We start from the raw sequence: 21816 nt of genomic DNA, 5'->3' as shown, positions 1-21816 counted from the left end.
CGCTTCCCTTGCAGGTGACAGATGAGTTTCGTTCTTGAGGAGTTAGGATTAGCTTATCGAAAGGCTAAAGTGGATTTATTCTATTCGTCCAGCCCCGACTTATTGGCAATAGCAGCCTACGAGGAACACCTTTCCGAAAATCTCAATGCGCTGTTGATTCTGCTCAATGGAAGCAACCTCAAGTGGGTTGAGCAGACAACGCTTGTCGGTGGGTGGACCTTTGCCACCAAGTCTGTTACTTGGGCAGACCGCAAGGAACTTCGCGAGAAAAATGGTACTGGCCTAATTTTTTCTTCTCCAGAAGAAGATTGGGACCGCACTTGCGAGTTGCTTTCGGAAACTGAGGAATATTCAAAGCCTAATGCGGAATTCCGTTTGATGGCTCAATGCAGCATAGACTTTCATGTATTATCTGCTCTATGGTTGCTTAAAGTAGGGCACCAGTATGATGCGAAACTTTCCAAATGCGCCTACGGAAATCGATTGCGCCGCACACAAGATGGAAAAAATATAAACCCGCTTTCACTAGGTTCATTTGTTCCTTATTTGACACCTTTTCGAAACTGGCGTGACAACGGCATTTCCTCAATGCGTGCCGCCTTGGATGATGGAAAAAAAGTCGTCGCACTCACGGCTGATGTCAGTTCTTTTTACCACGAACTGAAACCTAGCTTCATGCTGGAGTCGTCCTTTCTCCATGATGTGCTCTCACTTGAGCTGACAGAAACCGAGAAAAAACTAAATCGTTTATTCATCAAAGCTCTAGAAGCATGGGCAGCGACAACTCCGCTGAAGAAAGGTCTACCGGTTGGATTACCAGCGTCTGCTGTAGTCGCCAACATGGCTTTGATAGAGCTGGACCGGGTGATCGAACAGCAAGTCATTCCATTGTACTATGGGCGATACGTTGATGATATTTTGCTCGTCATGGAAAATGGCGCCCACTTTCGGTCAACGGATGAGCTTTGGGATTGGTTATTCGAACGCTCTGACGAAAAACTTGCCTGGGATGGTAAGGGAGAGAGTAAAAGAATAATTTTTCAGCCTAGCTATTTCAAATCGGGAAAAAACAAAAGTCAGATATGTTTTGCCAATGCAAAGAATAAAGTCTTTATGTTGAATGGCGATACGGGCAAAACGTTCATAGACGCTATTGCTCATCAAATTAGCGAACGCGCTAGCGAATGGCGTGCAATGCCACGCTTACCTCGTTGGGCTGAACACGTTGGAACCGATCTTTTAGCAGCAACACAAAGCGATGGTGAGACGGCTGACAACTTGCGAAAGACGGATGCATTAACAATGCGCCGCGCGGGTTTTGCCATCAAATTACGTGATTTTGAAGCGTATGAACGTGACTTACCTCCTGAAGCTTGGAAGGCGCACCGGCATGCATTCTTTCGCGCATTTACCCAGCACGTCCTGGTGCTGCCACAATTTTTTGAGTTATCGATTTATCTACCTCGCGTGATACAGCTCGCAACCGCATGCGAGGACTTTCGGGAGCTTCGAAAAATCATTACTGCGCTTGACAAATTGTGTACAAAGGTGAAGCTGAACTGTTCAGTGAGCGTGAAGGCGTGGCCTGACGAAGGACCGGTCGATGACGAGAACGTTCTTGCGCTTTGGGAAGGACAATTACTAAAGACCGTACTTGAAAGCATCATGTCCGCATTTCCGCCTTTTCTCTCCAAGAATGGCAAGCGGGAATGGAAAGAACATATGGCCGACTATCGACCAAGCGATCTTGGCGTAAAATGGCCCAAGTCTACCAAAGCCTTCCAGCGAGCCCAAGCTAGACTCTTTTCTTTTGATTTGGCTCACATGCCATTCCGCTTTATTGGCTTGCCAGAAGAAATGGTCGCGCAGCGGGGTATCCCTGATCGTCGATCAGGTGCAATTCACGATGAATCGGCTCAAATGCTTCCCCACAGCGTATTACGTGGAGCAACATTCCTCGCAGAATGGAGCAATCTCGAAGGCCTACCCCGGGGCCTTCTTTTCGCCACACGACCTTTCAACCTCCCAGAGCTTTTCGTACTCAGCAAAAATGTCTACTCCAAGGATCATGAGGAGGAAATACGCGCAGTGGTTCTAGCTCTGAGAGGTTTCACGCTAAACGACAAAATGCCGTTTATGGATCGACGAGGAGTTCTACAAATTCCCGATGGGACGCCCCCATCAGATTACCGCATTGCTGTATCCAGCTGGCAGACTCGACTGGAAAGTTGGACAGCATCGGTAGCGCAGCAGCCTGACCCTGACATTCAAAAAAGGTACGCTAGGCTGAATCACTTGCTAGACGGCGTGATTTCAAACCCAGAGAAGAGTCGTTATCTAATCCTGCCTGAATTGGCGTTGCCAGCCCTATGGTTCGTTCGCATCGCGCGGAAGTTACAAGGTCGTGGTATCTCTTTGATTTCTGGGGTCGAATACCTTCATGCCAAACATGCGAAGGTTCACAACCAGGTTTGGGTAGCTCTTTCTCACGACGGGCTGGGGTTCCCCTCAACGATGATCTACCGACAGGACAAGCAACGACCCGCGCTGCATGAAGAACAGGAATTACGCCGCATAGCGGGCGTGGAATTAAAGCCAGAAAAACCTTGGAAAAAGCCACCAATTATTCAACATGGAGAGTTCCGCTTCGCTTTATTGGTATGCAGCGAACTTACAAATATCGGCTATCGAAGTGCGCTTAGAGGAAAGGTAGATGCGCTGTTTGTTCCTGAGTGGAATCAAGACACAGAGACATTTAATGCGTTAGTGGAATCTGCCGCGTTAGACATTCACGCTTATATTATCCAGTGCAACGACCGACAATACGGTGATAGTCGTATCCGTGCTCCTTACAAGGATAGCTGGAAACGAGACGTTCTTAAGGTCAAAGGTGGGATCACAGATTATTGTGTCATTGGAGAAATCGACATTCAGGCATTACGGCGATTTCAGAGCAGCCACCGCTCACCTGCGGGTCCATTTAAACCAGTTCCAGACGGTTTTAAAATTTCTAAGACTCGTAAAATTTTGCCGAAGTGATCATCATAATTTATCAGTTATGAATGATCTGCTACTCGCAGGAGTTCCAAACGTAAAAGGCCGCTAACGAAGCGGCCTTTTTATGTCTGCTAGGCTCAGCTGTTAGACAAGGTTTCGCAAAGCTTCAATCCCTTTTCCGTCACCACAGCCCCCGAAAATTTATAGCCATCTTCTATATCGAACAGCAGATAGCTCTGCGACGCCAACCACCGAACAATATCTGCAAAAAAACTGCTCATCTTCTGTCAATTGACCAGACGCCTGATTTTCAACCTCAGAGTATGGAGCAACTTGCACCCTTCATTGACCTTGTAGCGCCTACAGCCGTCCAGCTCGCGAGGCACTGAGTAATCTCCTGCGGCCCTTCTCGAAGCCACATCGTGCACGGATCATAGACCACTCCAACGCAATAGGCCTCTATACCTTCGTATCTGCCGTTAACACCGGCCGCCGGACGAACCGTAACACTCCGTCCTTCAAAAGCGCATCGCGACTACGGTTATCAAGCGTGCTGTTTTGGCCGCAGGAACGTTAGGATTTTCCAGGCATAGATCAGTCAACGGGCACGGACTTGCAGCGCTGCAGTAATCGCAATTGCTCATTCTGAATCGCTGACATCGACGACGACAGCGTTGAAGACATCTTGCAGGCGAACATTGTCGAAGCCGGCCTTGAGACGCCTTCGTTGGATCGTTCTTGCCGTCTCCCTATGCCAATAAAGAGCGGATGTAATCCGCGGGGCATTCAACACCGGACCACTCGTTGCAAACCAGACGCCACTATCCTCAAGCTAAATGATCCAAGGAAATGCGGCGTAGTAGTAACCTGAGCCAGAGACGTGGCACGTGAGGGCATCGAAACTAGGCAATTCTCGACTACCTTCACCACTCAAGTACGCGCAGCCTAGACGACTCCTAGTTGAACTGTAGCTACGGATCGATTGCTCCCTGACTTAATGGCGGACCATAGGATCCAAGTGACCACGGAATCCTACTGCCCCAGCGTCTCACAGCGACGGGCTATCCGTGTGGCTCTAACTCCCCAGACACCGAAATCGCTCTAACAGTCCTTCGATTTCTGCTGAGAGCCAGCCGTTTTTGTGGGGGTAAAACACTTGAAAACAAAAAAGGATCGCGAGATAAAATCTCGCAACCCTTTGAATTATATGGTCGGGACGGAGTGATTCGAACACTCGACCCCTAGCACCCCATGCTCGCGGAGTCCCTCTAAGCCTGCGGTTTATGGCTGATCTCAATAGCGCTCGCTGCAATCGAATAGCTATAGATCAACATAGATCAATGTGAAGTCACGCAAAAGTCACGCACACCACATCCATCCCTCCCTCCGGCGTTCTGCCGACATTCAAATCCCCTACCTCAAAGATTCATACGCCCTCTCGCATGCCATTCCGGCTATTCGGGCTCGGTCATAAGCCGCTGCCAGTTCTCCCGCTCTTTTGTCAGCCCGGCTGAGCAGGTCGGAGAGCACCAGGGCGGCGCGGGTGGCTGTCTCGCCTCGCTGGGCAGTTCCGGTATCACCGGGACCGCAACTGGAGCGACCAGCAAAGTCTTTTGCTGCGACGTGCAACCGGTCGCCAGCAGCATCAGCACGACCGGCATCATCAATGGCCACAGCCTGTTCCTTTCTCGCATCGTTCGCCACCTGGTTGGCCGCGCTCTGGCGGCGTTGTTCTTCGGTTCGGTTTTTTTCTTCGGCCTCGGATCGGGCCTGCATGTCACCGGCATCGCGGGCATTCCATCGGCCCTGCCATTCGGCGCTCTCGACTGACCGCCCATGTTCATAGACCATCCACAAGCAGCCCGCCAGCACCGCAACGCCGATGGCCAGCACCCAAAGCCGACCGGTTCCCGCCAGCGGAATCACGACAGCACCTTCAACGCGCGCTCATAGAACGCCTGGCGCTCTTCAAGGCCGTTGGTGCCGCCGTTGATGCGCTTGGGCCGCTTACCCAGAAACAACTCTTCATCATTCCAGCCCATGCGGCGCCTGCCCTGTATTCTGGCGTAAGGGATGCCGGTGATCTCGGCCCACTCAGCAATGGTTTTTGTCTGGCCGTTCCGCGTGATCAGCACATTGCCTCGTGTATTTCTTGCTTGATCAGGCCGGGTGACCCATCTGCAATTTTCGGGAGAATATCCCAGTTCGTTGTTTTTACGGTCCAGGGAATGACCGGGCGGCCTCTCACCCATGTCCGCATGGAATTTCTGGAAATCATGCCAGCGCGCGCATACCGCAATGCCTCGACCTCCATAGTTGTGGTAGTGAGGGTTGCGTGGGTCATTGCAGCGCCTCATCATATTGCTCCAGAGCCAATATGACCGGGTCCCGCTCAATCCATGCGTTTTGCACTTGGTGGCGCTGATCAATCTCTTATGGCATCCGCAGGACTTCGTATTTCCTGACCTGATGTTGGACGCGAGAGCCTCTGTAGTTGACCCGCAATCACATAGGCACGACCAAACCCAGTTGTTGCCACGCTTTTCAATTCGCGCGACAACAGTGAGCAAATTGTATTTCTGCCCCGGCTCGAGAGGCAGGGCTTTGAATCTTCCATTCTGGCAGCGAGGGCTGATAGCTTTAGGCATTCAGCACCTCACACGCCTTTTTATAGAGGGTCAACCGATCCTGAAGGCCGTTAAGCCCTCCATTTATTCTGCGCGTTATTTTCTGCATGTCGCCGCTGTCAGCCAGGCGGTTCAGCCCGTTGCTGCCCCAGAACCAAGCGGCAGACATCGCCGCGTGCTCCGGCTGCTCCAGCAACTCGGGATGCTTGAGAAGGTCCAGGCCCAAGGCCTCGCCACAGGCGGCATAGTTCGCCCGGCCCGTCACCTGGATCAGGCCTCGGCCACGATAGAACTGGCCATCGCCATCGGCTTCTGGGGTGTTACCCAGGTTCGCGGCGAGTCGCCCGGTGTCGTACTTGCTCAGGTATGCGTCGTTACCCAGCTCGCGGACGTAGCGCAATTGGCCGGACTCGTGGCCGATCTGCGCGATGAAAGCGGCAATCCGCAGAGGGGTGATGATCTGGTACTTGCCCATGGCCGCGTTGAGCGCAGGAACAAAAACGCCGGCTTTAGAACCGGCGCTGGGAAGGATTTGCAGCAGTTGCTGCTGGGTGATCGGCATTTATCTTTCTCCATGCATGAAAAAGCCCGCACGCGGCGGGCCAGTGAGACTTGGTGAGTTAGATGGTGTCTTGAGCTACAGACAGAGGATCTGCTTCGATAACTGGAATGGCGGGTTCGCTTGGCCAGATCGGCGCGGTAGGCCATGTCGGCTGCTTTGCGACCTTCCCCAGTGCGAACTTGTAGGCCTTCCAGGAGGCTACGCTGACCATCAGGTCTGCTTGCTCCGCTTCATCCTCTTCAGTCGCATCGCCGGAATCAATACCGTACCCCAGGGTGTCGATTCGATCTTGAATGCGCAGTATTTGAGCAGCAGCACGGGCATTGCGCGCCGCGAGCTCGGCCTTCATTTCTGCCAAGTGAGCTGCAAGCGCGGCAGCCTCTTTCATGGCTCTTGTAACAAGCTGGCTCCAGTCAATATTCATGCCTCAAGCCCCGCTGTGCCCGGCTCAGCGGGCATTTCTGAAAATAGGCTGGAAGGGAGCGGCGCAGGGAATACGACAGGGCCATCGCCAACATTTACCAGCGGCTCCGGAAATGCTTGCGCCTGGCTGTAATTCGCAGGAAGAGGCAGAAACAGCGTCAACTCAAGCTCTCCACCGATGTTGTCGACATTGCCAGCAAAGAATGGGGAGCTGATCGCGCTGGCCGGCAATGTGTCGCCGTCGACCATTCGCGTGAAATCAAACGACTCACCATTCAAGATCAGAATATTTCCGCTTTTAACAACGTCAAGGTTGTCATCACGACGTTGCGGGGCCAAATAAATCTTCATTAGAACCACCTTCCAATTGCCACGTATCGCACATTGAAACTCTGCGCAGAAGCCCCGTTTCTTATCGTAATACCTCCGGAGCCTGAAGATACCGGATAGCTACCTGTTGCGCCGAACGCATCGTATGAAGCGCTCGGTACGGCAACACCTACAAACAAAAAACTCGCATTAAAAAAGTTAGCCGCAAAATTCACCGTAAACACATTACTGTTGGTGTTCGCGCCATAACTTGGAGTTGCGATATTCGTTGTGCCGCTTGTGCAGATCAAGGTTCCATCTGCAAACTTCACGTAGTCACCGCTTGCTGTGCTGCCGCGCTCGATAATAGCGCCGGTCGGAACTCCCGCCGACTGCGAAACGGTTCCGAGAATATTTGACTTGGCATACGCAAGGTCCGTGATATTTGCGGCAGTCATCTTGTCGACTGCAGTGAAGTATGGAATCTTTCCAGCGCCCCCCGTAAGCACCGCAAAAGCATTAATTGCAGGCGAGGCGGCAAGGGAGCCAAACTTGTTCACAAGCGCGCGAAGTGCGTCCGCCGAATCTTTTACGTAGCCCTGTATCGGCACGAGCGCATAACCACCAGCGCTAACGCTTACCCCTTGATAGGCAGGGGAAATTGATATTGCAGTATCGCTTGCAACGTTAGTGACTTCGTACGAAGCGCCATCCGGGCCGCGAAATAAATCACCTACCCGGCTATTTGCAATGAACGAAGTTCCTGAGCCTATCACAGCGTTTGAATTTTGAGCGCACGAAACCGTGCCGGTTTTGTACCACGGCATATGGGTGGGACCTTTTTTATCTGTAGGGAAATGGAAGTCCGGCAGTTCTGATATACAAAGCTTGCGGGTAGCGGTCGGTCGGAAGATTGACGTAAGAAGCCGGGCTGTATGCGCCTGTCCCAATGTACTGACTGAAGGTGCCTTCTGTTGTTGCCGCGAAGATGAAGCTTATTCCACCCACCCTTCCGTAAGCCCCCTCAACCACGCCGTATGACCATGGCTGAGTAAAGGACCAGGCCTCGGTATCAATAACAGTTGCAGTGCGGCTCCAGGGCAAAAACACGGCGCACTCGCCACCGCCGACTTCGATATTGACGATGCACGCGATATTCGCGCCAGATGCCTGCGACATCGAGTAGTAGGAAAGCCTGGTCATCACGCCGCCCGCGTACGTCTCCCTGTACCTCCCGTTCGGCCAGACTGAGCCGGGGCCGGGTGCCTGGACTGCTCCGGCAATGTTCAGCGGCGGCTGCAATGAATTGAACGTACACACTCCATTGTTCAAAAACGTCTTGAGATAAGGGCTGCCCGGAATATCATCAGACATCAAATCAAAGCAGTAGTACTTCGTGTCAGTGCTTGCGCTTGCGTAATAGAACGTGACGCTGTCGCCACTTCTTGCAGTGCTCACAAGGCATCCACGACCGACTATGAAAACAACCGGTGACTTTGCATTGCTTACCGTGAAGCCGTAAATAGGGTGCTTACCTGCATTGTAGTTGTAACTGCTTTTTTGCTCTGGATCGACGTTTGAGCCTCTTATTGTATAAACGCCATCGTGGCGCAGGTAAACCATATTCCCGCTCTTCACAAGCCCATATGTAATTTTCGACGTATCGAATAGAAGCTCCCCGGTATCTTTTCTAACTATCAGTTCCGGCATCAGTAGTACCCATACCAAATTCTGCAGTTCGCGGCGAAGTACCCCCACCCTCCCCCTGTATTGAACGAATAAGCCCAACTCAAGGAGGTGCCAGATAGAGTCACGCCCGGCCTCTTTCCTTTCTCGTTCTGCATATCGACAAGCGGCACAACAATGAAGTACGCAACCTTACCAGTGGGTGGCGATGGAATCGTGACAGCACCATTAGCGCCGCCAGTATCCACGCTCCCCATCGTCTGACTGAGCCTCATTGTCATGTCGACGAGCACAACATTGTCTGCTGACTTTATCGTTAACCCTGTCATATTAGAGAACCAGTGCAATCCCAAGAACGCCATTGGCGTGATACAGCTTAATTCCCGAATTTTCGAATGTTGAGCGGCGGCCGTCAGCCATTGAACCATTCAATTGCCATGGGCCAGTTTTCGGCAGCAGCCAGCCCGACGTATTCGCGACATAGTCATTCGACTGCAAGTTTCCAACTTTCAGGCTTGTGATAGATCCATCTTCAATAAATGCGGACTTGATAAATGTCTGCCCGCCACTTATTCCGAACAACGACTCAGGGGTCTGAGAGTTTGTATTCATCACAAGAAAGGTGTCGGCTCGCACGACAAAGCTTGATGTCGTTCCACCTGGGCCAGACGCCAGCCCCAGGCCGAAGCCCGTGGTGTATGGTTGGCCGTTCGCTGTTGCCTCCATCCGCAGCGTCCAGAGCGTCGATATTTTTCCGTCGGTGGTCACCTGCGCTTGCGTCACCTGCTGGACCGCAGCTGTATTGCCTGCCACGCTGGCCCGCAGCGTTTCAGTTGAGCTGACAATTGCTTGGTCTTGAGTCGCTCGGGCAACGATCTCGTTTGCATATGCCGCCTGTGTGTCCCACAGTTTCAGCGCACCCTGCAGGTCGCCTTCGGCATTGTCGTCGCGCCATGCGGCTCGCAACACTTGAACGCTTGATGCCTCAGCGCCCAGCTCATCAATATCAGCAGTGTTCTGCTGCACCTGCTGGGCCAGACCGTTTGCAGTCTCAACTGCTTGGCCCACGTCGAGCCAGTAGTTGATGTTCGGCGGCGGAGTATTGGGTGGCACCGCCCGGGTGGCCTGGTAGATCCTCCCGTTTGCAAGCGTCATCTCTTCAGCGAAATATGATTGATCAGGCTTGTACGCTGACAGCCCATCAAGAGCTTCGATCTGCTCCTGCAGGTCATCGATCTTGTCAGAGAGCTGCTGACCCACTTCGCTTTCAACGTACTTGCCCGTCAGCAGCTCAAGAATCGGCGCTGGGTCTGAGCTGGAGCGTCCGACAACCCCATTGCCTGCCGGGTACCATGGCCCGATATTCCCCGTCCGGTCAACAAGACGCGCCCAGAAGAAAAACTCAACACCCGCTGCCAGACCTTGAAGCGAATAATCGGACTGAGGGTAAGCCAGGTCACTGAGCTTTGTAGCAGACGCAATGTCGTTTGCCTGGCTGTACCAGACTTCAGTTCTCTGCGTGTCCTCTGCGCCAGCCGGGAAACCCCAGCTCAGGCCGATACCAAACAGCTCGCTGCTGGTAGTCAGGTAAGCAACGGCAGGCGGCGCACCCTCCTTGCCCTTCAACTCAGTGAGTGCTGACTCTCGCCAGATCGACGCAATATCGAATGAGCTGACAGCACGCACGCGGGCCAGATACGCCCCCGCGTAGATCCCCGTCACGTCGACAGAGGTCGAGCCAGCACGCGGCAGGCGAATCCAGTTCCCGTTGTCTTTGCGCCACTCCACGTCATATGCAACAGCGCCACTCACGGCAGGCCATGAGATGTTCATGGTGCTTATTGCCAGACCCTGGTCAACTGAGTAATTCGACGTGATGCTAACGCTGGCCGGTGCCTGTACTACGGTGATCGGGATAACGCTGATCGGACGCTCTTCCAGGCGTGCGCCGGTGTCGATGTGAGCAAACTTGCTCGGGTCGTACTGCACAGCCGAAATTTCAAAAACGCCGGGCTCTGGGCGGGCCACGCTCACCACACGGTAAAGCGGAATCGCCAAGTCATCAGCATCCAGCGCCCACACCAGCTCGCGCTCTGGCGGTGCGGAGTAGGCGACAGTAACGGTGACCTGCCGACCGCTGACCAACTGCACAGTACGGCCCTCGCACTTGCCGTCTGGCAGGTTGAGGATCAATCGGTCGCCGGGCTTGGCCTGAGTGTCACGGTCGAGGGTGATGATCTTGCCGTTCACCGCCGAGATACGCCCGCCTACCGGTCGACCGGCCAACAGTTCGTCGGCGATCGGAATCACGTAGCCTGGCAGCGGGATGCGCCCGTCCAGGCCGACCTTGAAGGTAACAGCACGGTCCTTCGAGTTTGTCAGTAGAGCCCACTTACCACGGCGCTGGGCCTCAGATTCGCGGGTACAGCCTATGGCACTGATCTCAAGCGGGTTGTCGCCGTAACGGCGCTGCAGCTTGGCATCCGTGACAGCGGTAACGTCGGTATCGTAGTTATTCAGCGGGTTGTCGTAGCTGATCAGCGCCCGGGTGTAACGAGTGCGCTCCGATGCGCTGGAATAGGTGAACTTGCCATCTATGACGTTCGCTCTGGTGTAAGCGAAATCAAAATCCGTAGCACGCGGCATATCCGACAGCGTGAACACCTGACCCTGAGCCCAGTAAGCCATTCCCCTGTAAATCGTGGAGATGTCTCGCAGAAGCGACCAAGCGTCCGCCTTGCTCTGCAGGTTCAGGTTGCAAATGAAGCGCGGCTCAAGCCCGCCTTTGCCGTCTGGCACCAACTGGTCACAGTATTGGGATATCCGGTAGAGCTCCCATTTATCAACCATCCATGGCTTGATCCGACGACCAAGGCCAAATCGATCAGCAGTGGTGATGTCGTAGGTCATCCAGACGGCGTTGTCGGTCCATGCTTGCTTGAAGGTGCCGTCCCATACCCCGGTATAAGAGCGAGCCACAGGATCGTAGTTGCTCGGGACCTGCATCTTCTTCAGCTTGGTTTCGACCGTCACAGCAGGAATGCTGCGGAACTGCTCAGCGGAAAACTCGATGTAAAGCAACGCGGTGTTCGGGTATCGGATCTTGGCGTCGATCACCTCGGTGAAACCGGCGATCTGCATGGTGTCCGAGATTTTGTTGTTGTTCTGGTTGGCCGTCACCCGGGTTATGCGCATCAACCAGCCAGAGGTCGATTTTGGAAGATCAATGCGGCGCGTGCGCTCGTACAGGCTTGTGGTCTTTCCGTCTACAGCCTCACTCAAGACCTGCTGATATGCTCCACCATCAGTGGCCAGCTCGATCTTGTACTCAATCCGGTAGCCGTTTACGTTGCCGCCAGAATCAATCGATTGAAGCGCCGGCCAGGCAAAGCGAACTCGCACAGCGGAAAGCTGGGTGTTGCTGATAGCACGAACCCACGGAGTGCCGCTGCGCAACTCAGTGCTGATGGTTGTCTCGTTCTCGACTGAAGGGATGCCCTGGATGTAGGACTGGTCCACAGCCCCGGTCCGCCACTCCCACTTCACATTCGGGAAGTTCATATTGCCCTGGGGGTCTTGAAGTGGCGTGTTGTCGAGGTAGATGTCTTGGGCCGTTGGCGTGCCTTCAAACTCACCCTCTCCGACAGCGATCAGCATCTTGGCGACAGCTACAGATCGCAGGCTGTCCGGTGCCTCGGTAGGTGTTTTTGGCTTGTCTTCCCCGCCCTTGGCGCCGTGGATATCAAACTTGCGTGCTGCGCCCATGCTTTTCTCCAGGCAATAAAAAACCGGCTCATGGCCGGCTGCGGTGCTGCGAGTTTCTCTACATCTGGTCTTCGGCGTAGATCGCGGCGCTGATGATCGCCCCACCCACTCGCCGCTTGCCGTAACACAGCGGAACCGGGTTACCTGATGCCGTGGTGTTCTTGGCACTACCGAAGGCATAACCGGGCGTGTTCTCTGGCGCAGCGCTGGTCTTGAGTCCGCCGGCCTGCGGGCTGAGCATTTGTATTACGCCGCCCAACGCCATAGAGCCCCCCATCATGATCAGGGCCGAACCAAACGGAGCGCCTGCGCCGAAGGTGCCGCCGGTTATAACAAGGCCCACAACGATCAGCACCGCCCCGATAATGGTTTGGAGCGCCCCGCCGCGCTTGCTGCCAGTGACGACTGGCGCAATTCGAATATCACCCTCTCCCGAAAAGCCAAGCTCTTTTTCTTCAAGATTTTTCGATCCTCGGAAAACTGCAAACTCGATCCCACGAGACTTTGCGTTAGACAGGAATCTTTCAAACCCAGGGATCTGCACGCAGAGCGCCTTGATAGCCTCTCCAGGGGTTCGAACAGAAAGCCTGAAAGAGCGTCCGAATTTCCGAAGCTGTCCATAGAGCAGAATCGTGGTCAGCGGTTGATAGTTAATCGCCAATGCAGCCATGGTTTTCTCCAGATAATAAAAAGGCCCGCCGAAGCGAGCCTTGAATGAATTGATGTATCGCTACAAACAGCTTTGCAATGCAGAAAGTCTTTTATTGGCGATCCAGTTACCAACCACCACGTAATATTTTGCCTCCGAGCCGGAACCCTTTGGCTGGATGTCGACGAAGTACTGCGAGCCCTCAGTGAACACTGTATACCCTGTATCGCGACCTGACTGGAGGGTTGCCCCTGGTGCACCGCCGAAAATAGGCTGATTCTGCCATTCGTAGTGCACGCATTTAGCTAGGACAGCGTCAGCCTTCTTCGATTCCAGAACCTTATACGGGCCTTCTTGGCGCGCTTCATTCATCGTTGGTGCCATGCACCCCGCCAACACAGCAACCACTACGACACCAATAAAAACTCGCATATGCACCCTCCTTGTTGATGGCGTGAATCTATCACTATCGGGAAGAGGTGCCAAAAATGAGGATTAATCAGGCTGGCTCGATGCCAGTCAGGCTAAGCTTTCTCGTCTCTTTCCCGGTACCTGCCACTACTTCAATTTTTTCCTCGCACTTGAACCGGTACTGGTTACCAAGAGTGATACCGGCAAGATTGATCTCAGAGCCAGGCTTTACTGCGCCATGATGGGCGACGCCCTCACAGATAATTTTCCAGGTTCCTCCCGATACATCCGCAGAATCTACGATACCTTCAAGCACCACTTCTTCTGTGCTCAGATCTTCACGAAGGCGACATTTGTTGATGATGCTTACTGCACTTAACGCTCGGACTGTTGCTGCCGTCGAAGCAGGCATTCCAGGCGTAGACCAGCGATTAGTAAGTGCGCAGTCATTTTCCTTAACAAATGTCAGGAGGTTTATAAGAGAGGATGCTGTATGCCCTTTTACCTCAAGCAGAAATTTCAGAGCCTCGTCCGGATCACTCGCCAAACTAAGAAATTCGTTCAGCTTAGAGAATGCTGTTACAAGGGCCTTGTTTTCCCCAAGCATATCGCACTCTTGAGCGCCGCGAACCTGCACAGTAAAGGAGCCATGACAAAACCCGAAAACATCAGATTCATAGGGGTCATCATTTTTTGGAATTGGCTTTCCATTTGCTTTAGCTGCAAACCTTGCCAAGTACTTTATCGCCGCCTGATAGACCGCCAGAAATTCAGACAATTTTCGGGTTCTAATCCTGGCTTCATGGACCGACTCAGGCACCGAAAGAGACGCATAGGCTACTGTGGAGTTAAGTTCTTGCGCTTTGTTTAGAACCTCATCGCCACATTGAAAGACTAGGCCCGCCTCAGGGAGAAGCTCCTCTGGAACAACTGAGAATTCTGCCTGTGTGATATCAAATGGACTTATGAGATCGATCGGCTTAGCCTCGTAAAAATCAGTGACCTCAGGTGAGGCGTACACGCTTCGCAGGTCGATCTTTTCGTTACAAAGCTCCCTGAAGCGTTGATCTGAAATCGGCACGCACAAGAAGGTAGGCTCATAGTCGACGACGGCTGAAACCATGCAGACAAAGCGACATCCGATCGCATCTACCCCTACGAAGACCTGAGGGTAATCATACTCCAGCAAAACATGCAGTAGCTTGATAGATCTCATGAGACGACCTCAATGGATTTGCTCATATCAAAGCTATTGGAGCGCCACCATGAGTAGTGACTGTCATCAGGTTTGCCAGTTTTCATGGTGGCACCGTCTTGAGGATTAAGCGTTACCCTGACGATTGTTTTCGCCTTGTGCGCAGGCAGCATTAATACCTTATCAAGATCACTCTGATCCTTGTAAACCGAAATCGAACGCGCACGACATTCGGGCACATAAAAGGTTTTGTGCGGAAAAAGATGACGGTGCGACAAGAAGTCTTTGTCAACTGCGCTCTTGCTTTCGCACAACCGGTAGCACACGAATCCATTCGGTGTCATTGCCTCTCCAGGTGGGCACTGATCGGGTAACGTCTCGTACCATCCACTATGAACTTCCATGTCGCCTCCATACCGTAGAGGCGCGAATGTACCACTGTGCCACCATCCTCAGAACTGTCTGTTCATCCAGCTATTTTCGCCCAACGATACAGGCGCAACAGCTTCAACGGTAGATATTGACCGCCAAAAACAGAAAAAGCACCCGAAGGTGCCCTTTCTGTGCCGTTTACGGCCCGTGCCATACCGCGCCAGACCTGACCTCGCCTCGACTCGCCGTAGCTTGCCTTAGCCGACCTTGCCGCAGAATTCTACTTTACGCCAAACCATCAGCCGATCAATCCCCCGGCAACAACTGTCGGCATCGAAGCGTTCAATCGCTCGGCCAAGTCGTGCAAAGGTCTGGCAACGGACTCCTTCCATAGGATCTGCTGCACCGGTTTGCCGTCGCTGTGGCTCTTGCCTGTATCGGTGATTACTGCGAACGCCCTGCCCTCCGGCGTAACTTCCCAGCGTTTCTTACCGGGCTTGTAAATCACCTGGTGCTGTAGGCCGCACTGGGCGAGCAGCTTGTTCATGCTTGGTGCGCTCATACCGAACTTGGAGCCCAATTCGGTTGGCGTGTAGTTCAGCTCCTGAGCCTCGTTGACCAGACGCTTTACGCCGGCCATCTCCATCAGATCTAGGCCAATGGCCGACTTGACCATGCTATTGGCGCAGAGAATCGCCTGATTGCCTTCCAGGCCGAGGCTTTCGGCTATGCGTCTGGCTGCGTCGAAGTTGTCAGCGGCCACGGGGAGGCGCTTTTCCTGCGGGATCTGATGGTCATTCGCTGCTGCGGTGTCGAACGTACGGATCACATGCAAGCTGAACGATGGGGATATCCACATGGCATAGGCATATACCAGCTCCTTACAGGCGTAGGTGCCCGGCGCGCGACCGCCGCGCACTGCCTTCAAAGCCGTAATTCCGGCTTTGCCGATTTCATCTACAAGGTCTTGGGCTTGCTGATTTTCGACCCAGCGCGAGGGGCGGTGACGATCTTCGCCTCCCGCCGCCCGATGGAAGTCATTCAGGCTGAACCGGCCGTCCTGGTCTTGGTGAATTTCAATGCCGGCAATCATCAATGCGCTCATGCTGCCACCCTCCGCTTCACCTTCTCCAGCGCCGCCAAGGCGAAATCGAAAAGCGCAGGCGGCGACACATGAATCCCGTTCGCACCCACGACAGCAGCCAGGAACTGAGTCGGAGACATCACACACGCATCAAACGGAACGGGCCGAACCTGCCTCTTGCCCGCGCCGTCGACGAATACCAGATAGCGCTGAACTTCCGAAAGGTCGCTAGGAATGTCGACGGATTGGCTTCCGCCTTTTGGCATGTATTCGCCTTCCAGCACGCTATATGCCGCGATGAAGTTGCAGGCTGCTTCAAACTGTCCAGCCGGAATAAGTTCAGTGCGAGGCACGTTGAACCGGGTGTGCAAACGACTGTGCATGGTCAGCGCGAAGCTTTGCCGCTTATCTGCAGGAACTGTCTTTCCTTTGTCCCTGATGAGTCCCTTGATGACACTCAACTCACTCATGCCGATCAGTTCGTCCAGCAGGGTCTTCATGTTGTTATCGACATCTTCATAGCGGCCATGCTTGCGAATCGCGGGAAGAACCTCGGCTGTGACCCATTTACGGAAGGCGTGCGCATCGCTGCCTTTCTTGATCGCGTCATCGCAGCGCAGGATCAAGGTGTACAGACCTGACTCGCTAACGATGTTCGCCAAACCCTGACGCCCTAACTTAAAGTTAGACCGTTCGTCGCCGTCCAATGAATGCAGGGCTTTGGTGGTGTTGCTCTGCTTGAGTATCTTGCAGACGTCCGATGCAACGAACCATGGCTCACCGTCGATAGTGATAGCTCGGACGCTGTGTCCGCGAAAGTCAAACGGGATGACATTCGATACTGCTGTGCTAATATTGCTCATGACGATTTCTTCCTCGAAGTTGATCTCGTTTCCCGAAGCCCTGACGACTCTCACCTCGTCGGGGCTTCTTTGTTTCAGGCTACCGCTCGCTCCTGACGTTTTTTCGCTGCCGTCAGCCAGAAAACTATTTCGGCCGTCTGGGAACGACAGTTTTCCTTCGCGCTTTGCTCCACCCATTCCTTTAACTCCTCCGGTAGCCTTAGGTTGAACTGTGGGTCTTTCCTGCTCATCTTCACTCTCCCTCCGCGTATAGCATTTTGCTTGGTTTTTATTAAAGCATTTTGCTTTATTGCCGTCTATAGCAAAGTGCTACAGAATTCGCTGCATGAGCAAAGAAGAACTGCAGGTCAATTTCAGAATGCCGGCCTCCCTTAAGGGGGAGCTCGAGGCGCTGGCTAAAAGAAGTCGCAGGTCGCTAACCGCGGAGATAGTTGCGCGGCTGGAACGAAGCGTCGGAGAAACGGATGAAATGGGCATCAGTGATAGAGATCGTCTTGATCCGAACCACTTTCTTTACACTCCAGAACCACCGGAGCAGCAAATTACCACGAGAATCCACAGGGATCGGCTGATCACCGGCCTTGACGGCCCTCTGACAGCACAAGAAGAAAAGATCATGTCGGCCATGCTGAAAGCCCTGCGCGGCATCGGCAAATTCGAAGAAGATGCTGAGAACCCAAACACGGGACCCAAGCCCCGCAAGCGCTACCCGAAGGAATAGCGTCTCCCTCTTCAGAAACATCGCACAAACCAAAGAAAGGATGCAGTAATGGCGACAAAAGCGAGATTTTTCGAGGTAGTCATCAAGGATGTACATAACACGCGCCACGAAGCCTTTGCTGCGCAAAGCGAGGCCGACCTTCGTAACAAGCTGGACATCCATCCGCTAGAGCTGCTGGTTTCTTTGAGCCACCTAGGATTTTATCCTGTCGAGGCCGATCCCGATGAGGAAAATAACTCTGTAGTTTTTAGTGCTCAACTACCTAGCGGGGCTTGGTTTTGCTATGTCGGGGGTCTTTCGCATCCATATCTGATGCAGCAGTTCTCAGCCACTGTAGGCAATATCAATGAATATTTTCGCCAGAGGGACGAGGCACGGTACCAGCAGTAATCGGTCTCAGATGGAATTGTAAAGCCCGCATCAGCGGGCTTTTGTTTGTCAGGGTCAGGGAGTTCACTTTGCGAGGCCCCTTTGCACGTCCCACATCAAGCCGCATCCAACCCCAAGGTCATCTGCAACTGATCACACCAGTAGGCGACCTGATATTCCAAGCGGGGTTTCTTCTGCTTCCACTTGGCCAGTTCGCGGCCGCTGAGGCTGGCGATATCCTTGCCGTCGTCAAGCGCCTTGCAGGCCAGGTCGAACTGGAGTTTCTCGTCCAACTCGCCGCGCAGCAGTGCGTCGATATGCAGGTCTGCCCAAACAGAGAATTTCACGTTCAGCCAACGGGCAAACGCGACCGCCAGTTTTGGATGCAGCCAGGTACCGCCAGCCCGGCCACGCTGACTGCGAATTAAATCCCCGGAATTCCGGGTATTTAGGGCCTCGCTCAAGGCCTCGAGATACTGCTGGGTTTCCGAGTTGGCCAGCCAGTGATCAACGCGCTTGCCGAAGCTCTTGGCGGCATCGGTTGCATTGATCCAGCCTTCGCTATTGAAGCGCACGGCCTGTCCCTGATAGTGAAAAGGGATGACATTGCTTGCGTTCATGGGTGCCACCTCGTTCATCAGACGAAAAGGTACGCAGCCGGGGCGGACGGATGAACGAACATCCACCGTTCGACTGTACGGGTCTAGGCTGCGTATTGGGTTTGCCTTGCGGCAGAAACAAAAAGCCCCGGATCGCGAGTGCGTCCAGGGCTATGTGGGGTAGATGGAAAAAGCCAGTGCGAGGCTGGCCTAAAGGCTAATCAGGCTTTTCGCAATAGCAGCGGCTGCGGCCTTAATCGTGCTGAACGACAAGTCCAAGCCTTTCACCTGGATGACGTTCATCGTCTTGCTCCAGAGGGTTTTAGACCTGATCTGGTCAAGGAATTCATGACCTTCCCATGTCATCTCGAAGGCCTTGCATTGCCTTGGCGAGTTGAGTGAATTGAAACAGGTAGCTCTGACAAGCCCTGCCTGATCAAGAATGTGAATGTGGTACGAAACTTCAACACTATCGCGTCCAGGGAGTGTCGAGCCACTCACCGAATCCCCGTGGGTCTGAATAGACTCAACGGCAATCAGAATTTCCCTGATCAAATCCCAATCTCGCTTCATGACAAATCCCTCAGATTTCTTACTGCTTCAAATCGTAGCCGGGGCCTGTCCACCCATCCAGCGTGGATGGAATGCCAGTAACTGGATTGGATCCAATCGTAGTAGCGTTGTGCCCCCATGCGGCAGTCGCATGGCGATCCATTTTGACGAGTACACATCATGACAGCTGATGCTGAATATCTTCGCGAAAAGTCCAAGCAAGGAAAGAAAAACATTCAATTCCGGGAGCTGATGGATTCCATCAAGTACCAAATCAATGAGGAAACCCGTGCGGGCTCATACAGCACTACCTACAAGCTCACAGACGATGAGGTCGAGTTTGCGGACGCAGTAGTTGACCACTTTGAGCAAAGCGACGCCCCATGCGAAGTAACCTTCGACGCCAAAAAATCCAAGCTGCTTATCAGTTGGGAGCAGCCTGAAGAGTAATTCTCTCGCAATCGCCCCGGTCCGTTGCCGGAAAGCCCATGGACTGGGGCAAATGACCTTGGAGGGTCAAATGGAAGCACGCGACATGAATGAGTTGAAGAAAGTGGTTAACTCCCACGCATCCGATATTCAAGCACTCACAGCACTGGTGTACGGTCTTCTCGCACAGCTTCACGAAACCCAGGGCGAGGTAGGAATTGCCGCAGCGGAGATTCGGACGCAGACAATTGCCAAAAGCCTCGGCTCGCCATTTTCCGTCCGCCCGAACAACTCATTGATCACCAAGCTCATTGCAGCAGCTAAGCAGCCGATGTGATCACTACAAGCCGGTCGGCATCAGGCCGGCTTCCCACTACCCCAGCCTTCACTAAGACCAAGCCCGACCGCAGCAAGCTCCCTGTCCAGATTGTGCGATTCAAAGGAGATCGAACCTGCACCTGATACCAGACGTGCAGTCAGTCCCGGCATGCCTGTGTAGCTACGACGGTAGCCGCTCGTGCCCTGGCACTTGCCGCTGACTATGATGCGATCAACCTCCTGGCCGCTATTTATGATGGCGATCACCGCCTCGCCGCCGCACACATCACTTCCGTTCATCGTGAACAGGTCCCAGATCGTCAGCATGTAACGTTGCTGCATGTACTTCTCCTGCGGCCTAGCCGCTTCATTTCGCGTCTCGATGACGCAACACAAGGCGCGTCCGGTCGAGCCATGGGCCACCGAACACAACGATCTCCGATGGCCTGCCATAAAGGTGGTGCAGCAGGAACGGCCCCGGGCCGAAAGCTCCTGACTCCTCTCCAGGCAACTCCGGATCGGTGCCCAAGTAGATTCCCGCATGGTTCGGGTGCGCAGTGCGCCCAACAGACATTACGATCATATCGCCCTGCTGCGGCCTGTCGACTCGGACAAATCCGGCAGCCTCGTAATGCTGCTCGTACAGGCTGGTGTTCTCCGTACTCTCCCACCATCCATCAGCGCGCTGGAACGCTTCAAACTCAAGCCCCCACTCGCGCTGATACCAATCAGCACAGACTTGCCAGCAGTCCCATGCTCCATGAACGAATGGACGCTTGAGCAGTGGTGTACTGCCTGTTGGCACGATTGTTCGCAAGTCGCCTTCCGGCCACGAAACGATATGCCAGGGCAGCTCGGTGGCTTCACACATCGCCAGGTCACGTGCCGAGGGCCTGCTCGTAGCGTCCGGGTGCGAATGAACAATACCGATGATCTCGCCGACATCTTCGGCATCAGCATACTGCTCGGGTGAAATCCGAAATTCTTCCCCAGGATCGGAAGCCGTGTTCTCGCAGGCGAGATACTGCTGCTTGCGCCCAACAGCCAGTATCAGCCCGCAGCACTCCCGCGGATACTCGGCCGCAGCATGCGCCTGAATGGCGGCGATGATGTGCTTGTGCATGGTCAGCTCCGGGCAATCAAGGAAACAGCAGGGAAACCACCGAAGGCCAATTCTTCGTTCTCGCCGAAGCGCAACTTGCAAGACGAAAGGCAGCCTTTGCACTGATCCAGCGCCGGATCATCGGTGGAGTTGTCCTCGTCGTCGAACATGGCCGCGCCGGTGTAGCCGCAATCCGGGCCCCGGTATCCATTGGTCATAGCCCAGTGGCAGAAAGTCGTCATCTGCCGACCGGGAAGTCCGTGGTTATCGATCTCGCCCGGCGATGACAACTCCCACACCACCGCTTCCCCGTCTTCGCTGGTTTTCTGGTCGATGTACCAGATCTCCAGCGCCTCCTGGGTCGGGTCGGCAGTTGGGTTGCCTTCGGGGAAATTCTCCGCGTCCAGATACTGAGCCAGGGTCTCGCGAACTGTCAGCTTGAACTTGAGCATATCCTCGAAAGCCAGGCACAGCGCCGTGACACGCCCGTTGATGTTGCCAGCGGCGAAGGTGGGCCGAGAGGCCGTGCCGTCGCTGCTCGAGGAAATGCCTTCAATCTGCACCGGCCAGGCCGCGTATTCCTCGCCCTGCCACCAAATCGACTTCGCCGGCAGTTGATCTTCCGAGTGCTCGTAGAGCAGCAACTCTTCGGGAGTGTGCGGAATGGCATGCCCATGGAAACGCAGGTAATCTGCCCCGTATTCGGTCCCGTCGATTTCAAAAAGGCGAATCTCGCCGCCGGGCTCCAGCTTCTGGATGTCCGCGATCAGTGCCATAGGTTTT

Annotated in this window: 25 protein-coding genes; 5 read left to right on the top strand and 20 right to left on the bottom strand. The window is 53.9% G+C overall.

Features of this window, described 5'->3' with window-relative positions:
* Positions 1-21: 21 nt before the first annotated feature.
* Positions 22-3039: an RNA-directed DNA polymerase gene (locus tag K5D32_RS02855; protein WP_221599188.1), complete on the top strand. Its 3018-nt coding sequence runs from the start codon at positions 22-24 to the stop codon at positions 3037-3039.
* Positions 3040-4410: 1371 nt separating this feature from the next.
* Here the strand turns inward: K5D32_RS02855 and K5D32_RS02850 are convergent.
* The 15 genes from K5D32_RS02850 to K5D32_RS02780 all read right to left on the bottom strand — a co-directional run bounded on the left by K5D32_RS02850 (position 4411) and on the right by K5D32_RS02780 (position 17173).
* Positions 4411-4923, bottom strand: coding sequence for a DUF2514 domain-containing protein (locus K5D32_RS02850; RefSeq protein WP_311775764.1), 513 nt, complete (start codon positions 4921-4923; stop codon positions 4411-4413).
* Positions 4920-5354, bottom strand: a complete 435-nt coding sequence (locus tag K5D32_RS25845; RefSeq protein WP_260407138.1) for a hypothetical protein — start codon at positions 5352-5354, stop codon at positions 4920-4922. The genes K5D32_RS02850 and K5D32_RS25845 overlap by 4 nt, the downstream gene beginning before the upstream one ends.
* Before the next feature lie 283 nt (positions 5355-5637).
* A complete protein-coding gene (locus K5D32_RS02840; RefSeq protein WP_221599187.1) occupies positions 5638-6186 on the bottom strand; it encodes a glycoside hydrolase family 19 protein in 549 nt (182 codons plus the stop codon).
* Between the two features lie 58 nt (positions 6187-6244).
* A complete protein-coding gene (locus K5D32_RS02835) occupies positions 6245-6610 on the bottom strand; it encodes a phage tail protein (RefSeq protein WP_221599186.1) in 366 nt (121 codons plus the stop codon).
* Complete coding sequence (locus K5D32_RS02830; RefSeq protein WP_221599185.1) at positions 6607-6960, bottom strand: hypothetical protein; 354 nt, start codon at positions 6958-6960, stop codon at positions 6607-6609. The genes K5D32_RS02835 and K5D32_RS02830 overlap by 4 nt, the downstream gene beginning before the upstream one ends.
* Positions 6960-7745, bottom strand: coding sequence for a hypothetical protein (locus K5D32_RS26170; protein ID WP_260407136.1), 786 nt, complete (start codon positions 7743-7745; stop codon positions 6960-6962). The genes K5D32_RS02830 and K5D32_RS26170 overlap by 1 nt, the downstream gene beginning before the upstream one ends.
* A 16-nt stretch (positions 7746-7761) precedes the next feature.
* Positions 7762-8628: a hypothetical protein gene (locus K5D32_RS02820; protein ID WP_221599184.1), complete on the bottom strand. Its 867-nt coding sequence runs from the start codon at positions 8626-8628 to the stop codon at positions 7762-7764.
* A 306-nt stretch (positions 8629-8934) separates the two neighbouring features.
* Positions 8935-12369 carry a host specificity protein J gene (locus tag K5D32_RS02815; RefSeq protein ID WP_221599183.1) on the bottom strand — a complete coding sequence of 1145 codons (3435 nt, stop codon included), beginning with the start codon at positions 12367-12369 and terminating at the stop codon, positions 8935-8937.
* Positions 12370-12427: 58 nt separating this feature from the next.
* Positions 12428-13039, bottom strand: coding sequence for a tail assembly protein (locus K5D32_RS02810; protein ID WP_221599182.1), 612 nt, complete (start codon positions 13037-13039; stop codon positions 12428-12430).
* Between the two features lie 60 nt (positions 13040-13099).
* Positions 13100-13450: a hypothetical protein gene (locus K5D32_RS02805; RefSeq protein WP_221599181.1), complete on the bottom strand. Its 351-nt coding sequence runs from the start codon at positions 13448-13450 to the stop codon at positions 13100-13102.
* A gap of 67 nt (positions 13451-13517) precedes the next feature.
* Positions 13518-14645 (bottom strand): DUF6575 domain-containing protein, encoded by a 1128-nt coding sequence (locus K5D32_RS02800; protein WP_221599180.1) that lies wholly within the window; start codon positions 14643-14645, stop codon positions 13518-13520.
* Positions 14642-15028, bottom strand: coding sequence for a hypothetical protein (locus K5D32_RS02795; RefSeq protein ID WP_221599179.1), 387 nt, complete (start codon positions 15026-15028; stop codon positions 14642-14644). Before K5D32_RS02795 ends, K5D32_RS02800 begins: the two co-directional genes overlap by 4 nt.
* A 266-nt stretch (positions 15029-15294) precedes the next feature.
* Positions 15295-16101 carry a KilA-N domain-containing protein gene (locus K5D32_RS02790; protein WP_221599178.1) on the bottom strand — a complete coding sequence of 269 codons (807 nt, stop codon included), beginning with the start codon at positions 16099-16101 and terminating at the stop codon, positions 15295-15297.
* Complete coding sequence (locus tag K5D32_RS02785; protein ID WP_221599177.1) at positions 16098-16943, bottom strand: Bro-N domain-containing protein; 846 nt, start codon at positions 16941-16943, stop codon at positions 16098-16100. Before K5D32_RS02785 ends, K5D32_RS02790 begins: the two co-directional genes overlap by 4 nt.
* Before the next feature lie 74 nt (positions 16944-17017).
* Positions 17018-17173, bottom strand: coding sequence for an Arc family DNA-binding protein (locus K5D32_RS02780; protein ID WP_221599176.1), 156 nt, complete (start codon positions 17171-17173; stop codon positions 17018-17020).
* Between the two features lie 95 nt (positions 17174-17268).
* Between K5D32_RS02780 and K5D32_RS02775 the strand changes: the two genes are divergently transcribed.
* Entirely contained in the window at positions 17269-17664 is a 396-nt protein-coding gene (locus K5D32_RS02775; RefSeq protein ID WP_221599175.1) for a TraY domain-containing protein, read from the top strand.
* 48 nt (positions 17665-17712) lie between these two features.
* Positions 17713-18054, top strand: a complete 342-nt coding sequence (locus tag K5D32_RS02770; protein WP_221599174.1) for a hypothetical protein — start codon at positions 17713-17715, stop codon at positions 18052-18054.
* A 95-nt stretch (positions 18055-18149) separates the two neighbouring features.
* On the opposite strand, the gene K5D32_RS02765 is transcribed toward K5D32_RS02770, so the two are convergent.
* Positions 18150-18653: a KilA-N domain-containing protein gene (locus K5D32_RS02765; RefSeq protein WP_221599173.1), complete on the bottom strand. Its 504-nt coding sequence runs from the start codon at positions 18651-18653 to the stop codon at positions 18150-18152.
* Between the two features lie 189 nt (positions 18654-18842).
* On the bottom strand, positions 18843-19205 hold the full coding sequence (locus K5D32_RS02760) for a DUF2513 domain-containing protein (RefSeq protein ID WP_221599172.1): 363 nt from the start codon (positions 19203-19205) through the stop codon (positions 18843-18845).
* Between the two features lie 159 nt (positions 19206-19364).
* Here K5D32_RS02760 and K5D32_RS02755 point away from each other — a divergent pair, with 159 nt between their 5' ends.
* Together K5D32_RS02755 and K5D32_RS02750 are read left to right on the top strand one after the other, a co-directional pair.
* Positions 19365-19634 (top strand): hypothetical protein, encoded by a 270-nt coding sequence (locus K5D32_RS02755; protein WP_221599171.1) that lies wholly within the window; start codon positions 19365-19367, stop codon positions 19632-19634.
* Positions 19635-19704: 70 nt separating this feature from the next.
* Positions 19705-19950 (top strand): hypothetical protein, encoded by a 246-nt coding sequence (locus K5D32_RS02750; protein ID WP_221599170.1) that lies wholly within the window; start codon positions 19705-19707, stop codon positions 19948-19950.
* A 20-nt stretch (positions 19951-19970) separates the two neighbouring features.
* Here the strand turns inward: K5D32_RS02750 and K5D32_RS02745 are convergent, their stop codons facing one another.
* The 3 genes from K5D32_RS02745 to K5D32_RS02735 are packed head-to-tail and all read right to left on the bottom strand — an operon-like array spanning position 19971 to position 21809.
* Positions 19971-20273 (bottom strand): hypothetical protein, encoded by a 303-nt coding sequence (locus K5D32_RS02745; protein ID WP_221599169.1) that lies wholly within the window; start codon positions 20271-20273, stop codon positions 19971-19973.
* A 25-nt stretch (positions 20274-20298) separates the two neighbouring features.
* A complete protein-coding gene (locus K5D32_RS02740; protein WP_221599168.1) occupies positions 20299-21054 on the bottom strand; it encodes a C40 family peptidase in 756 nt (251 codons plus the stop codon).
* Positions 21055-21056: 2 nt separating this feature from the next.
* Positions 21057-21809, bottom strand: a complete 753-nt coding sequence (locus K5D32_RS02735; protein WP_221599167.1) for a phage minor tail protein L — start codon at positions 21807-21809, stop codon at positions 21057-21059.
* Positions 21810-21816: the final 7 nt, after the last annotated feature.

Source organism: Pseudomonas cichorii (assembly GCF_019719005.1).
Taxonomy (GTDB): domain Bacteria; phylum Pseudomonadota; class Gammaproteobacteria; order Pseudomonadales; family Pseudomonadaceae; genus Aquipseudomonas; species Aquipseudomonas cichorii_E.
Note: the sequence above shows the minus strand (reverse complement) of the source record. Positions and strands in the feature narration are given on the sequence as shown.